This is a genomic window from Microvirga sesbaniae (assembly GCF_025460805.1).
Lineage (GTDB): Bacteria > Pseudomonadota > Alphaproteobacteria > Rhizobiales > Beijerinckiaceae > Microvirga > Microvirga sesbaniae.
The window spans coordinates 184,171-198,570 of the sequence record NZ_JAMXFJ010000005.1; the positions used below are offsets into that span (position 1 = coordinate 184,171).

Below are 14,400 nucleotides of genomic sequence, written 5' to 3' on the forward strand. Positions count from 1 at the left end.
ATGCGTCTCGCGATTGGAGCAGGCTCATCCCTGATAGCCAAACAGGCGTGGCAGCCAGAGCACGGTTTCAGGAACGAATGTCAGGATGGCCAGGGCGACGATCATGGCGAACAAGAAGGGCAGCGTATCCCGAACGATGTCCCGCAGGGGCTCGCCTGATATGTTCGCCATGATGAAGAGGAGCAAGCCATACGGCGGGGTGATGAGCCCGATCATGATGTTGACGACCACCACCACGCCGAAATGCACCAGATCGATGCCGAGAGCCTGAGCCGTCGGAATAAAGACCGGAACGACGATGAGCAGGATCGCGGTCCCTTCCAGGACGCAGCCGAGGAGCAGGAGCAGGACGTTCACGAAGATCAGGAAGCCGGTCGGGGAGAGGTCCCAACCGGCCAGCAGTGCCTTCACCCCCTCCGGAATGTTTTCGACGGTAACGACATAATTGAAGACGAGCGCGCCTGCGATCAGCATCCCGATCGATGATGTCGTCCGCGCACTGACCGCAAGCGCCTGATAGAAATCGCGCCAGCTCACGCTGCGATAGAGCCCGGCCGAGATGAGGAGGGCATAGGCTGCAGCGACCGCGGCTGCCTCGGTGGGTGTCATGACGCCGCTGTAGATGCCGCCGAGGAGAACGACAGGCATCATGAGCGATGGAAGTGCATCCCAGGTAATGCGTGGAAGCTTTCGCAGAGGGACCGGCTTTTCGACGGGGAAGTTCTTGCGGCGGGCCGTGATGGCCACGATGATCATCTGGCTTAGAGCCATCAGCAAGCCCGGGATGACACCGCCGAGGAACAGAAACCCGATGGAAGCATCGGACACAAGAGCGTACAGCACCATCGGAATGGACGGCGGGATGATGGGCCCGATGACGGAGGATACCGCCGTCACGGCGGCGGCATAGCTCGGCGTGTATCGTCCGTCCCGGGTCATCATGACCTGCATCATGCGGCCCGTGCCGGCGGCGTCGGCGATGGCGGATCCCGACATGCCGGCGAAGATGATGCTCTGCAGAATGTTGACCTGCGCGAGCCCACCGCGGAAGCGGCCCACCAGAGCGTTGCAGAAGGCCATGAGGCGGTCGGTCATGCTGCCGATATTCATGAACTCGGCCGCCAGGATGAACAGCGGAACCGACAGGATCACGTAGTTGGAATACATTCCGTTGAGCAGTTGCTCGGCGGCTGTGCCCATGTCCTGTCCTGCCAGGAGCAGGTACAGGATCGACCCTGCAATCATCGAATGCCCGATCGGCAATCCGAGAAAGGCAAGAGCAGTGATCGAAACAAGGGAGAGCGAAAACGGGCTTGTCAGGTTCATACGCCGGAACTCGCCTTGGTGGGATCGAAATCATCTGGCGCGACCCCGCGCACAGCCTGCCAGGCAAGCCAGATGTATCGGATGATGGTCGCGACGACGAACACGAGATAGATCGAGAACAACCAGTCGAAGCGGATCTTGAGATAGCTGGTCTTTTCCACCTTCATGAAGGTGACATAATCGAAAACCGCCGGGAGAGAGATAAGATATACTGCGACAAGCGCGATGGCGGTGATGACGCACATGAATCTGCGCCCTTCGGGACCGACCGCGCCGTAGATGATATCGAAGCGGATTTCCTCGCGTTCGGTGATGACGAAAGAGGCACCCCAGAGAACGAGCCAGATCCAGAGAACAACGCTGATCTCATGGGTCCATCCGATCGGGAGACCGAGGATGTAACGGAATGCGATCTGCAAAAGAAAAGCCAGAAACATCAAACCCAGCATAGCGGCCGCCACGTTCTCGGCACGCCGGGCAAGCCACGCACCAATCGCTCGCGAGGATGAAGTCATGAGTGCCACCGCTTCCTGAGAAGTCATCGAGCCGAGGGGAAAAGTGCAGTCGCCGAATGCTGATGCACCGGCGACTGCAGGTTCCCGCTACATCGCGTTGATCTTGTCGAGCATGCCAGGCTGCCAGCCCTTCGCCAGATCCGAGGCCAAGTACTTCTTCTGTGCATATTCGCGGAAGGCTTTCAGGTCGGGCGTATAGACGTCCAAGCCCTTTTCCTTGAAGAACGTCGCGAGCTCCGTCTCCTTTTTGAGATGCTCCTGGGTGCTCCATTCGATCGCCTTGTCGGCAGCCGCCTGGAAGGCCGCCTGCTTTTCCGGCGACATGGCGTTCCAGACCTTGTTGGACACGGCCAGAACGTCGAAGCCCACGAGGTGGGACGTCAGTGCGACCTGCGACATGACCTCGTAGAACTTCATGTTCTGCACGTTCGGAAGCGGATTGTCCTGGCCGTCGATGGCGCCGGTCTGCAACCCTGTATAGACTTCGGCATAGGCCATCGGCGTCGGGTTCGCCCCCAGTGCCTGACCCAGGAACTGCCAGGCATCCCCTCCAGGCATTCGAAGCTTGATGCCGGCAAGATCCTCAGGCTTGTTGATCTTCTTGCTTGGCTTGAGACCCACATGCCTGGCGCCGAAATAGGTCGGACCGAGGATGTGGATGCCAAGCTGGTCGGAGGCCATCTTCTTGAGCTGTTGGCCGACATCGCTCGCAAACACCTTCTTCAAGTGATCGGCGTCGCGGAAGAGATAGGCGGACGTCACGATGGACCAGGCGGGGATCTGGTTGGAAATGTCCTGTGGGGCGATATTGCCCATCTCAAGGTTGCCGCGCTGCATCGCGACCAACTCGGTCCCCTGCTTGAACAGGGTGCCGCCGTAGTATGGCTGCAGCGCAAACCCCTGGGCTTTGATCTCTTCTCCGAACCGCTTCATCATCTCGGCACGGATGTCCTGCTCCGAGAACACGGCCGAGAACCTGAGGTTCGTCGGCGCCTGAGCCAAGGCAGCGCCACTCATGCCGCATGCCAACAGGGCTGCGCACGCCCCCATCAGGGAGCGACGATCGATCTTGAATGCCATGGTTCCCTCTCCTCTTCGTGCTGCGCATTCATTCGCGTCTTTGCCCGACTATCTCCTTTGAGGAACCAGGAATCAATAGTCGATTCTGAAAATATCTGGTAATCCTAATTTGAACGGTTATTTCTCGCGCGGCCTGAAATCCGGCACGGTGGAGGTTACTCAGGTTCAATCATGGGAAAACGGCTTGATGAGCGTTGAACTGGTGGCGACGTCTATCGCCGACCGAGCCTATGCCCGGATCCGGGACGATATCGTTTTCGGCCGCCTCGCCCCTGGGGCCAAGCTGCGGCTGGACAGGCTTTCGAGCCTGTACGGGGCGGGCGTCAGCACCCTGCGCGAGATTCTGAGTCGCTTGTCATCCGAAGGGCTGGTCATCGCGGAAGGCCAGCGCGGCTTCCGAGTCGCCCCGGTCTCACCTCAAGGCTTCGAGGACGTCGCGGCGATGCGGCTTCTCCTTGAAACCTATGCGCTGCCCTTGTCCTTCGCGGCCGGCGACCTGGAATGGGAGAGCAGGGTCGTCGCCGCTCATCACAAGCTCGCCTCCATGGAGCGGCGGATGCTGGCCGGCGATCAGGAGGGCACGGAGCTTTGGAAACGATACGACAGGGAGTTCCACCAATCCCTCATCGAGGCTTGCGCGTCGCAGACCCTTCTCGATCTCTATGGCGGCGTTTTCGACCAGTATCTCCGGTACCAGATGGTCGCGGTCGTGTTTCGTGGAGAGATCGCCGCCAAGGAGCATAAGGCGTTGCTGGACTGCGCTCTCGCACGCGACGCCGCCCGGGCCTGCCAGGTGCTGACCGGGCATGTGAACGGATGCGTGGCCTTCACCCTGGAGAGCGGGGCGCTGAAATGACAGATGACAGGCAGGAGATCCCACAACCTTCGACAATCGGAGAAAGCGCCTACCAGAAGGTCCGCTCCGACATCGTGTTCGGTCGCCTGCCGCCCGGCAGGAAGCTGAGGCTCGACCGGCTGAAGGCCGATTACGGCGCCAGCGTCAGCACGCTCCGGGAAATTCTGAACCGGCTCCAATCGGAACGCCTGGTGGTCGCCGAAGGCCAGAAGGGGTTCGAGGTCGCGCCCGTGTCGATCGCGAATCTGCGGGAGATCGCCGCCCTGCGTCAGCTCCTCGAATGTCGGGCGCTGGAGCAGTCGTTCCGGGCTGGCGACATGGAGTGGGAAGGGCGGGTCGTCGCCGCCCACCACCGGCTGGCCCGCATGGAGGAGCGGATGGCCCAGGGCGACAGGACGCATTCCGAGGAATGGAAGCGGTACGACTGGCAGTTCCACCAGGCGCTGATTTCCGCCTGCGGATCGAAAATGCTGATCGACACCCATGCGGCCGTCTTCGACAAGTACCTTCGCTATCAGATGATCGCCCTGAGCTATCGCGGGGACATCGCGGAACGGGAGCATGCTCAACTCCTGGAATGCGCCCTGAAGCGGGACACAAAACGGGCCTGCGAGGTCCTCACGCAACACGTCGCCGGCGGCGTCGAACACGCCCTCGCCACCGGCACCATCGGATGACATCGGACGAGGAGCATGCACACAGCCATCGCCACCGTTTGCCTGAGCGGGACCCTCAGCGAGAAGATCGAAGCCATCGCGGCGGCCGGGTTCAAGGGCGTCGAGATCTTCGAGAACGATCTCTTGTCCTTCAACGGCACGCCGGCCGACGTGCGGCGCATGGTCGAGGGTCTCGGGCTCGGGACGATCACGTTCCAGCCCTTCCGCGACTTCGAGGGCATGCCCGAGCCGCAGCGCTCCAAGGTCTTCGCCCGGGCCGAGCGCAAGTTCGACGTGATGCAGGAGCTCGGCTGCGATCTCCTCATGGTGTGCAGCAACGTCTCTCCGGATTCCCTCGGCGGGATCGAGCGGGCGGCGGCCGACTTCCGGGAGCTCGGCGAACGGGCGGAGAAGCGTGGCATGCGCGTTGCGTTCGAGGCGCTCTCCTGGGGGCGTCACATCCATGACTACCGCGACGCCTGGGAGGTCGTCCGCCGGGCCGATCATCCCGCGGTCGGACTCGTGCTGGATTCCTTCCACATCCTGGCGCGCGGGACGGACCTCTCGGCGATCCGGTCGATCCCGTCGGACAGGATCTTCCTCGTGCAGATGGCCGATGCGCCGAGGCTCGCCATGGATTACCTGTCCTGGAGCCGGCATTACCGGTGCTTCCCCGGGCAGGGCGACCTGCCGGTCGACGATTTCATGCTCGCGCTGAATGCGACCGGCTTCGACGGGCTCCTGTCCCTGGAGATCTTCAACGACCGGTTTCGGGCGGGCTCGGCCCGCAGCGTCGCGGTTGACGGGCACCGGTCCCTGATCGCCATGCTGGACGAGATGCGCCGGCGCACGGGCACGGCCTCCCCCGATCTGCCGGCGTTGCCGCCGAAGGCCTCCTGCTCCGGGGTCGAGTTCGTCGAGTTCGCCATCGACGAGCGCGGCGCATTGGAGTTCGAGCGGACCTTGAGCCGGCTCGGCTTCCGGAAGGCCGGGATCCACCGCTCCAAGGCCGTGACGCGATGGCGGCAGGGCGGCATCAACATCGTGATCAATGCGGACAAGGAGGGCTTCGCCCATTCCTTCAACATCACGCACGGCACCGCCGTCTGCGCCCTGGCCCTGCGCGTCGACGATGCGCCGGGAGCGATCGACCGGGCGGTCAGGCTGCTGGATCAGCCATTCCAGCAACCGGCCGGACCGGGCGAGATGACCATCCCGGCCGTGCGCGGCCTCGGCGGAAGCCTTCTCTACTTCGTCGACAGCAAGACCGGTCTCGACCGGCTCTGGGACGTGGACTTCCAGCCCGTCGACCCCGATGACGCCGCAGGCGCCGGCCTGAAGGCGGTCGATCACGTGTCCCAGTCGATGCATTACGAGGAGATGCTCACGTGGCTGTTGTTCTACACCTCCCTCCTGGAGGTGCGGAAAACCCCCGTTCAGGCGGTGATCGATCCCGGCGGCGTGGTGCAGAGCCAGGCCATCGAGACGGCCGACGGCACGCTGCGGCTCATCCTCAACGCCTCCCAGAGCCAGCGCACGCTGTCGTCCCGCTTCCTGAACGATCTCTTCGGATCGGGCGTCCAGCACATCGCCCTGTCGACCGACGACATCTTCGCGACAGTCGAACATCTCAGGGCGAACGGCGTCGATCTCCTGCCCATTCCGGAGAACTACTATGACGATCTCGAGGTGAGAACGGACCTCTCCGCGGAGGACGTCGAACGGCTGCGCGCCGGCCACATCCTGTATGACCGGGAGGGCGCGGCGGAATACTTCCAGGTCTACACCGGAACCCTCGAGGGCGGATTCTTCTTCGAGATCGTCGAACGGCGCGGCTATCAGGGCTACGGCGCGACGAACGCGCCGATCCGGCTGGCGTCGCAGACCCTTCTCACGTCCATGACGGCTCCACCCGAGCTGTGACGACGGGCCGTTCAGCCCCGCATGAGCCTCCTGGCCTCGGCGAGGCTGGCGCCGGCCACCGCGGCCAGGAGGCGCACGTCGTTGGGCAGGGTCACGAGGTCGAAGCCCCAGCCGACGGCCTTGGCCGCATAGCCCGGCGAGCCGCAATGGAGCGCCGCGCGGATCCCGGCCTGATGGGCCTTCGCCAGGATGGTCTGGATGGCCTCGACCATCTCCGGCTCCTCGCGGTCGAAGCCGACCGGATAGCGCTTGCCGGTGAGCCCGAGGGTGAGATCGGCGGGACCGATATAGACGCCGTCGAGCCTGGGCGTCGTGACGATCTCATCGAGGTTCCGGAACGCTTCCGCCGTTTCGATCATGGCGAAACAGAGCATGTTGTCGTCGGCCTCGGCCGCATAGTTCGATCCGGCCGAGAAGTTGGCGCGGGTCGGCCCCAGGCTGCGGGTTCCGCCGGGCGGATAGCGGACATAGGAGACCAGTTCCGCCGCCTGCGCCCGGTTGTTGATCATCGGGCAGATGACCCCGTAGGCGCCGGCATCGAGCGCCTTCATGATGGGCGCGGGATCGAGCCACGGAACACGCATCAGGGGCGTGACGTCGCTCGAGCGCATGGCCTGCAGCATGCCGACCGCGGCCTGATAGTCGACGACGCCGTGCTGCAGGTCGATGGTGAGGGAGTCGTAGCCCTGCTCGGCCAGGATTTCGGCCGTGAAGGCATTGGCGATCGACAGCCATCCGTTCAGGACGGGCTTCCCGTCCGCCCAGAGGGACTTGATTCTGTTCGGCTTCATCCCGCCTCCTGGCCCAGTGGCATATGACGGCCCCGGTTGTGTAGCGCGCCGAGCCCGCGTCCGTCAAAAGACGAGGCCGGCGCGAGGATGCCTGCGCCGGCCTCTCGGGTCAGCGTCCGTTCGCCTTGCGCCAGGCTGCGAAGTCGCCGTGCGTGCGCTCATCCGTCGGCGGGTAGAGCCCCAGGATGGAGCGGCCCTTCAGCACCTCTTCTTGTACGAAATCCTCGAACGCCGTCATCTCGACGGCCTCCGCGGCGACCTCGTCGGCCAGATGCGCCGGGATCACCACCACGCCCTCGCCGTCGCCTACGACGATGTCGCCCGGCCACACGGGCACGTCGCCGCACCCGATGGGAACGTTGATGTCGAGGGCTTGATGATGGGTCAGGTTGGTCGGGGCCGAGGGGCGATTGTGATAGGCCGGGATCCCGAGCCGCGCGATCTCGGGCGAATCCCGGAAGCCGCCGTCGGTCACCACGCCGGCGACGCCGCGCTTCATCAGGCGCGACACCAGAATCCCGCCCGCCGAGGCCGCGCGGGCATCCTTGCGGCTGTCGATCACCATGACGGCGCCGGGCGGGCACTCCTCGACGGCCTTGCGCTGCGGGTGGGCGCGATCCTGGAACACGCTGATCGGGTTCAGATCCTCCCGGGCCGGGATGTAGCGGAGGGTGAAGGCCTCGCCGACCATGTTGCCGAGGTTCGGGTTGAGCGGGCGAACGTCCTGGATGAACTGGTTGCGCAATCCGCGCTTGTAGAGGGCCGTGCACAGGGTCGCCGTGCTGACGGTCTTGAGCTTCTCGCGGGTGTCCGGTTTCAGCGTCGTCATGATTGCCTCCATCTGTCAGTAGATCGCCGGCTCGCCCGTGGGCGCGCCGAAGCTCGTCTCCAGGAAATCGAAGTCGCAGCCCTCGTGCGCCTGCTTGATGTGCCGAGTGAACATCCACCCATAACCGCGCTCGAAGCGCGGCTCGGGCCTGACCCAGGCGGCACGGCGCCGCTCGAGTTCCTCGTCGGGGACATCGAGGCTGATGGTGCGCTCCGCTACGTTCACCGAAATCATGTCGCCGGTCTTTACCAGGGCCAGCGGCCCGCCGATATAGGATTCCGGTGAGACATGCAGGATGCACGCGCCATAGCTCGTGCCGCTCATGCGGGCATCCGAAAGGCGCAGCATGTCGCGCACGCCCTGCTTCACCAGCTTCCTCGGGATCGGCAGCATGCCCCATTCCGGCATGCCGGGCCCCCCTTGCGGGCCGGCGTTGCGCAGGATGAGGATGTGATCGGCCGACACATCGAGGTTCTCGTCGTCGATGGCGGCCTTCATGGAGGGATAGTCATCGAATACGAGAGCCGGCCCCGTGTGGTTCAGGTAGCGCGGATCGCAGGCGCTCGGCTTGATCACGCAGCCGTCGGGAGCGAGGTTTCCCTTGAGAACCGCGAGCGCGCCCTCGGCATAGATCGGGTTGTCGATGCTTCGAATGACATCGTCGTTGTAGACCTCCGCCCCGGCGATGTTCTCACCCAGGGTCCGGCCGCTGACCGTCATCGCATCGAGGTGGAGATGATCCCTGATGCGGGTCATCAGCGCCGGCAGGCCGCCGGCGTAGAAGAAGTCCTCCATCAGGTATCTGTCGCCGCTCGGCCTGACATTGGCGATGACAGGCACCTTGCGGCTGGCCGCCTCGAAGTCGTCGAGACCGATCTCCTGTCCGGCCCGCCGCGCCTGGGCGATCAGGTGAATGATGGCGTTGGTCGAGCAGCCCATCGCCATGGCGACGGCGATGCCGTTCAGGAACGCCCCGCGGGTCTGGATCCGGTCGGGGGTCAGGTCGTCCCAGACCATCTCCACGATTCGCCGTCCGCATTCGGCGCTCATGCGGACATGGTTGGCGTCGGGAGCCGGAATGGACGACGCCCCCGGCAGAGTCATGCCGATGGCCTCGGCGATCGCCGTCATGGTGGAGGCCGTGCCCATGGTCATGCAGGTGCCGTGGCTGCGCGCGATCCCGGCTTCCATGTTGAGCCAGTCGGCATCCGTGATCGTGCCGGCGCGCCGCTCGTCCCAGTACTTCCAGGCATCGGAGCCGGATCCCAGGATCCTGCCCTTCCAGTTGCCGCGCAGCATCGGGCCTGCCGGCAGGTAGATGGCAGGAAGCCCCGCGCTCGTGGCGCCCAGAAGCAGCGCGGGCGTGGTCTTGTCGCAGCCGCCCATCAGGACGACGCCGTCGACCGGATGCGACCGCAGCAGCTCCTCCACGTCCATGGCCAGCATGTTGCGGTAGAGCATGGTGGTCGGCTTAACGTATTGCTCGGCGAGCGAGATCCCGGGGAGCTCGACCGGGAAGCCTCCGGCCTGAAGGACGCCCCGCTTCACGTCGTCGACGCGCTGCTTGAAATGCGCGTGGCACGGGTTGATGTCGGACCAGGTGTTGAGGATGGCGATGACGGGACGGCCGACCCAATCGTCGGGGGCATAGCCCATCTGCATCATGCGGGAGCGGTGACCGAAGCCCCGCAGGTCGTCGGGCGCGAACCAGCGCGCGCTCCTGAGAGTTTCAGGCGTCTTTCGTGCAGTCATGGTGCGAAAACTCGTCGATGGAGAGGAAGGATGGTCCCAGCCGAGGCAGGCTCAGCTCTGCAGGCCCCACTTCCGGATGGTCTTGCGCTCGATGGTCCTGAAGATCAGGTTCTCGACCACGAGGCCGATGATGATCACGGTCAGCAGTCCGGCAAACACGGACGGGATGTCGAGCAGGTTGCGGTTCTCGAAGATGAACCAGCCCAGTCCCCCCTGGCCCGACGACACGCCGAAGACGAGCTCCGCGGCGATCAGCGTGCGCCAGGCGAAGGCCCAGCCGATCTTGAGGCCCGTGAGGATCGACGGGAAGGCGGCCGGAACCAGGATCTTGAACACGTAGGAGAGCCCTTTGAGGCCGTAGTTGCGCCCCACCATCCGCAGGGTCTGCGACACGCCCAGGAACCCGGAATGGGTGTTGAGCGCCACGGCCCAGAGAACCGAATGGATCAGGATGAAGACGAGGCTGCCGTTGCCGAGGCCGAACCAGATCAGCGCCAGGGGCAGCAGCGCGATGGCCGGCAGAGGGTTGAACATCGCCGTCATCGTTTCGAGGAAATCGGTGCCGATGCGGGTGTTGATGGCGAGAATCGTCAGGATCGCCGCGATGGTGACGCCGGACGCGTAACCCATCAGGAGAACTTTGAGCGAGGTCCAAGCCCTCGCCGGGAGCGTGCCGTCGGCGATCCGGTCGACCATGGTCGACAGCGTGTCGCTCAAGGTCGGGAAGAGAAGCGGATTATCCAGGTAGCGACCGTAGATCTCCCAGATGATCCCGAGGAAGATGATGATCACGGTCTTGCGGACGAAGCCGTTCCCCCAGGCCAGCTCGAAGGTGCCGAGCCTGCGCTCGACCTCCCCCGTATGCGTTTGCGCTGCTGCCGTATCGGCGCGCATCACGATCTGTGCTTGGCTCATGAGCGTCATCCCTAATGTGCGACTTCGTCGGCGAACAGAAGTTCGTGAATGTGTTTCTCGAGCTGCCCGGCGCTGCCGTCCGTGGGCGAGACCCGGTCCACGTCGTTGACCTCGGCCTTCACGCGTCCCGGATGGGGCGACAGAAGCAGGATGCGGTTCCCGATCTTGATCGCTTCCGCGATGGAATGGGTGACGAACATCACGGTGAACTTCGTGTCCTCCCAGAGCTGCAGAAGCTCGTCCTGGCAGGTTCTCCTCGTGAGCGCGTCGAGAGCCGCGAAGGGCTCATCCATGAGCAGGATGTCCGGCTCCATGGCCATGCCGCGGGCGATCGCGACGCGCTGCTTCATGCCGCCCGACAGCGTGTGCGGGTACGAATTGACGGCGCGCGTGAGATTGACCTTCTCGATATAGGCGCGGGCCCGGTCCTCCGCCTCCTTACGCGGCAGCTTTCGCGCCGCCAGCAGGGGAAACATCACGTTCTCCAGAACGGTCTTCCACGGCAGCAACTGGTCGAACTCCTGGAACACCATCATGCGGTCGGCGCCGGGCTCGGTGACGTCGCGCCCCTTGATGCGGATGCGCCCTTCGCTCGGGCTCAGGTAGCCGCCGACCGCCTTGAGCAGCGTGGACTTGCCGCATCCGGACGGGCCGAGCAGAACAAAGCGATCCGACTGGTTGACCTGGAAGCTGACCCGATCGGTCGCCGTTACGAGAACGCTGGGAGTTTTATAGCGCAGCGTGACGCCACTGACGTCGAGAAGAGCGGACATCGATCAATACCTGACATGAAATGGGGTGGAGCGCCCGGTCTATGCGCCGGGCGCCAGGCGCAATTCGTCAGCTGCCGTTGAGATCGTGCGCGATCGGCAGGTAGAAGTCTTTCCAGGATTTGGGCTGGGTCTTGAGCGTGCCGATCTTGTAGAGATGCTCGGCGAACTTCATCGTGCCCTGCGGCTCGAGGTTCCACTCCATCATGCCGGGCTCCTTGAGCCATGCGAGCAGATCCTCCGGGCTGGTCTTGTCGCCAGTGATCTCCTTGTAGATGTCGACCGCCGCCTTCGTGTCGCTGCGGATGAAGTCCTGCGCCTCCTTGGACGCGGCACGGACGGCCTCGATGACCTTCGGGTTGGCCTCGGCGAATTTCGTCGTCGTGAAGAACTGGCCCTGCGTGAGCGGCCCGCCGATGATGTCGGGCGATTGCAGGATGATGCGCGCGTTGGGAACCGTCTTCATCTCGATGTACTGGAAGGGCGGAGCCGCAAAGTGGTTCTTCACCTCGTGCTGTGGATTGGTCATGGCCACGACGGCGTCCGGATGGCCGAGCTGCACCGTGTTGGCGTCGAGCTTCGACCATTGGTCGGCGCCGAACTCCTTGGCGCTCGCCATCTGGAGCAGGATCGCCTGGGTCGAGACCTTGACGGTCGGCACGGCGATCTTGTCGCCCGGGCCGATATCCTTCAGCGACTTGATCTTGGGATCGTGCGTCACGAAGGCGAGCGGCAGGGCGGACGAGGCCACGATGCCTTTCACGCCGCCCTTGGTGCGGTCCCAGAGCAGGAGCAGGTTGCCGACGCCGGTATTCACCATGTCGACGCCGCCGGAAAGGAGTGCATCGGTCTGCGCGCCGCCGCCGCTGAAGGTGATCCACTTGGTCTTCAGGTCGGGCAGGCCGAGGCGGGCGGCGTGCTTCTCGATGAGCTGCTGCTTCTCGATGATGTGGGTCGGCAGGTAGATGATGCCGGGCTGCCGCGTGATCGAGACCTCATTCTTCTGCTGCGCGAGAACCGGGTTCGAAAGGGCGGCCAGCCCAACGGCGGCCACGATACCGGCGCACAGGCGCCGCATCTGCTTCTTCATGGTGCTTCCTCTAGGGGTGGGCCCCTCTTCGCGGGAGCCTCGATGGCCAAGCTCGGCCCATCAGCCGATAACTCATACACTAATGCATTAGTGCATCCGGCACAAGTGTGGTATAGACAGGACCGACGAAAGTTCAGGTTCCCTCCGATGCCGCCATCCCGCACCGCCTCCGCCCCGCAACCCGCGCTTCCCGCCACGGATCGGCTCGAACGGGGCCGCCAGGCGGCGCCCCAGGTCTTCGAACAGCTGCGGGAGATGATCATCTCCCTCGCCCTGGCTCCCGGGACGGTCCTCAACCGAGTCACCCTGCAGCAGGAATTCGGGCTCAGCTCGACCCCGATCCGGGATGCGCTCCTGAGGCTTCAGGAGGACGGGCTCGTCGACATCTTCCCGCAGCATGCGACCGTGGTCAGCCCGATTGACCTGAGGCTCGCCCAGCAGGCCCATTTCCTGCGCCGCTCCCTCGAGCTCGAGATTGTCCGCGACCTGGCGCTCGCCCGGGACCCGAGGCTCGTCGCCAGGCTCCAGGGATTTCTCGCCCAGCAGCAGGCCCTGATGGAGGCCGCGGACTTCGAGGCTTTCTCCCTGACCGATCAGGCCTTTCACCAGCATCTCTACGAGGCGGCCAGGATGACCGACCTGTGGAGTCTCGTGCGCAGCCGCAGCGGCCATATCGACCGCCTGCGCCGCCTCCATCTTCCCACGCCGGGCAAGGCCCAGGACATCGTGCAGCATCACCGGCTGATCGTGCAGGCGATCGCCGAGGGACGCCCCGAGGACGCCCAGGAGCACCTGCGCCATCACCTCTCCGGGACCCTGTCCTACGTGGACGAGATCCGGGCGAAATATCCCGGCTATGTCAGAGGCTAGGCGGCGGAGCCGGGGCCCTCCGACCGGTCGCCGGCGACCGCATCGGCGGCGCGAGAGCATCGGACGTGAAAAGTGGACCCACTTGTGGGATCGGATCCGATACTCCTTTGCCGGAGCGACGCATCGTTCCGGGCGGACCCAGAGGGCCGCACGATGCGCTAGAGCATCGGACGGAAAAGTGGATCCGGTTTTCCGTTCTGACCGATGCTCTCATTCAAGAAGAAAGCATCGGATGGATCCCAAAAGGGCAAGTCCACTTTTGGGTCCGATGCTTTAGACGGACGGCAGAGGCTTCGGCTCCGTCCGGACGTACCGCGCCGCCCAGAGCGCCGCCTGCGTGCGATTGCAGGCTCCGATCTTCTTCAGGATCGCCTTGACGTGGACCTTCACCGTGGCCTCGGACAGGTTCAGCTGGCGGGCGATGACCTTGTTGGGCGCCCCATCCCTCAGGCAGGCGAGGATCTGGGCTTCGCGGCTGGACAGCTTCCGGCTTTGATGGCCATTGACGCGCATCGGAACCAGACCTTCGCCCGCATCGCCCTCGGCGTCGCTCAGCCCCAGCTCTGCGATCGGCAGCACGATCGCGGCCGGCAGAACGATCTCCCCCAGCATCACCAGCTCAAGGGATTTGATCAGCACATCCTGCCGCTGATTCGTCAGGCAGAAGCCGTGCACTCCCGCGCTCCATGCCGCGTGCACGACAGCCGCATCGAAGGAATCGGCCAGCATCACCATCCTGGCATCGGGAGCATGTGCCTTGAGCCGTCTCGCCAGATCGGTGACGCCATCGGCGAAGCTGCTTCCATCGATGATGAAGAGCGCAGACACCTCGTCGTCGATCCGGGGCAGGCTTGAAAATCCGTCGACGATGTCGTGCCAGACGATGAAGCCTGCTTCCGACAGGACGTTCTCCAGACCGAGGCGAAGCAGGGGATTGGTGCAGACCGGAAATACGATCGTCGAGGAACAGGCACGATCGTTGTACATCAAACGGGTTTCGGCGGCGCTCTGTAACGACATGTCGTGT

General features: G+C 64.1%; 14 protein-coding genes. 4 read left to right on the top strand and 10 right to left on the bottom strand.

The features are described from left to right. Positions 1-24: 24 nt before the first annotated feature. The 3 genes from OCW50_RS10435 to dctP all read right to left on the bottom strand — a co-directional run bounded on the left by OCW50_RS10435 (position 25) and on the right by dctP (position 2,921). A complete protein-coding gene (locus OCW50_RS10435; RefSeq protein WP_262297451.1) occupies positions 25-1,326 on the bottom strand; it encodes a TRAP transporter large permease in 1,302 nt (433 codons plus the stop codon). After that, positions 1,323-1,841, bottom strand: coding sequence for a TRAP transporter small permease (locus OCW50_RS10440; protein ID WP_262297452.1), 519 nt, complete (start codon positions 1,839-1,841; stop codon positions 1,323-1,325). Before OCW50_RS10440 ends, OCW50_RS10435 begins: the two co-directional genes overlap by 4 nt. 87 nt (positions 1,842-1,928) lie before the next feature. After that, the gene (gene dctP, locus OCW50_RS10445; protein ID WP_262297453.1) at positions 1,929-2,921 is read right to left on the bottom strand and encodes a TRAP transporter substrate-binding protein DctP; all 993 of its coding nucleotides are present in this window, start codon (positions 2,919-2,921) and stop codon (positions 1,929-1,931) included. A gap of 187 nt (positions 2,922-3,108) precedes the next feature. Between dctP and OCW50_RS10450 the strand changes: the two genes are divergently transcribed. The 3 genes from OCW50_RS10450 to OCW50_RS10460 are packed head-to-tail and all read left to right on the top strand — an operon-like array spanning position 3,109 to position 6,356. Continuing rightward, positions 3,109-3,777 (top strand): GntR family transcriptional regulator, encoded by a 669-nt coding sequence (locus tag OCW50_RS10450; RefSeq protein WP_262297454.1) that lies wholly within the window; start codon positions 3,109-3,111, stop codon positions 3,775-3,777. After that, the gene (locus OCW50_RS10455; RefSeq protein WP_262297455.1) at positions 3,774-4,454 is read left to right on the top strand and encodes a GntR family transcriptional regulator; all 681 of its coding nucleotides are present in this window, start codon (positions 3,774-3,776) and stop codon (positions 4,452-4,454) included. Before OCW50_RS10450 ends, OCW50_RS10455 begins: the two co-directional genes overlap by 4 nt. A 15-nt stretch (positions 4,455-4,469) precedes the next feature. Next, positions 4,470-6,356 (top strand): bifunctional sugar phosphate isomerase/epimerase/4-hydroxyphenylpyruvate dioxygenase family protein, encoded by a 1,887-nt coding sequence (locus tag OCW50_RS10460; RefSeq protein ID WP_262297456.1) that lies wholly within the window; start codon positions 4,470-4,472, stop codon positions 6,354-6,356. Positions 6,357-6,367: 11 nt separating this feature from the next. Here the strand turns inward: OCW50_RS10460 and OCW50_RS10465 are convergent, their stop codons facing one another. The 6 genes from OCW50_RS10465 to OCW50_RS10490 form a co-directional block, all read right to left on the bottom strand. Beyond that, entirely contained in the window at positions 6,368-7,147 is a 780-nt protein-coding gene (locus OCW50_RS10465) for an HpcH/HpaI aldolase family protein (protein ID WP_262297457.1), read from the bottom strand. Between the two features lie 109 nt (positions 7,148-7,256). Continuing rightward, on the bottom strand, positions 7,257-7,976 hold the full coding sequence (locus tag OCW50_RS10470) for a ribonuclease activity regulator RraA (RefSeq protein ID WP_262270841.1): 720 nt from the start codon (positions 7,974-7,976) through the stop codon (positions 7,257-7,259). Between the two features lie 15 nt (positions 7,977-7,991). Then, positions 7,992-9,728, bottom strand: a complete 1,737-nt coding sequence (gene araD, locus OCW50_RS10475; RefSeq protein ID WP_262297458.1) for an L-arabinonate dehydratase — start codon at positions 9,726-9,728, stop codon at positions 7,992-7,994. Between the two features lie 51 nt (positions 9,729-9,779). After that, positions 9,780-10,643, bottom strand: coding sequence for an ABC transporter permease (locus OCW50_RS10480; protein WP_262297459.1), 864 nt, complete (start codon positions 10,641-10,643; stop codon positions 9,780-9,782). An 11-nt stretch (positions 10,644-10,654) separates the two neighbouring features. Then, a complete protein-coding gene (locus tag OCW50_RS10485; protein WP_173950153.1) occupies positions 10,655-11,416 on the bottom strand; it encodes an ABC transporter ATP-binding protein in 762 nt (253 codons plus the stop codon). Between the two features lie 67 nt (positions 11,417-11,483). Further along, on the bottom strand, positions 11,484-12,491 hold the full coding sequence (locus tag OCW50_RS10490; protein WP_262297512.1) for an ABC transporter substrate-binding protein: 1,008 nt from the start codon (positions 12,489-12,491) through the stop codon (positions 11,484-11,486). 159 nt (positions 12,492-12,650) lie between these two features. On the opposite strand from OCW50_RS10490, the gene OCW50_RS10495 reads away from it, so the two are divergent. Beyond that, positions 12,651-13,373, top strand: coding sequence for a GntR family transcriptional regulator (locus OCW50_RS10495; RefSeq protein ID WP_262297460.1), 723 nt, complete (start codon positions 12,651-12,653; stop codon positions 13,371-13,373). A 273-nt stretch (positions 13,374-13,646) separates the two neighbouring features. Here the strand turns inward: OCW50_RS10495 and OCW50_RS10500 are convergent, their stop codons facing one another. After that, on the bottom strand, positions 13,647-14,393 hold the full coding sequence (locus tag OCW50_RS10500; RefSeq protein WP_262297461.1) for a response regulator transcription factor: 747 nt from the start codon (positions 14,391-14,393) through the stop codon (positions 13,647-13,649). Positions 14,394-14,400: the final 7 nt, after the last annotated feature.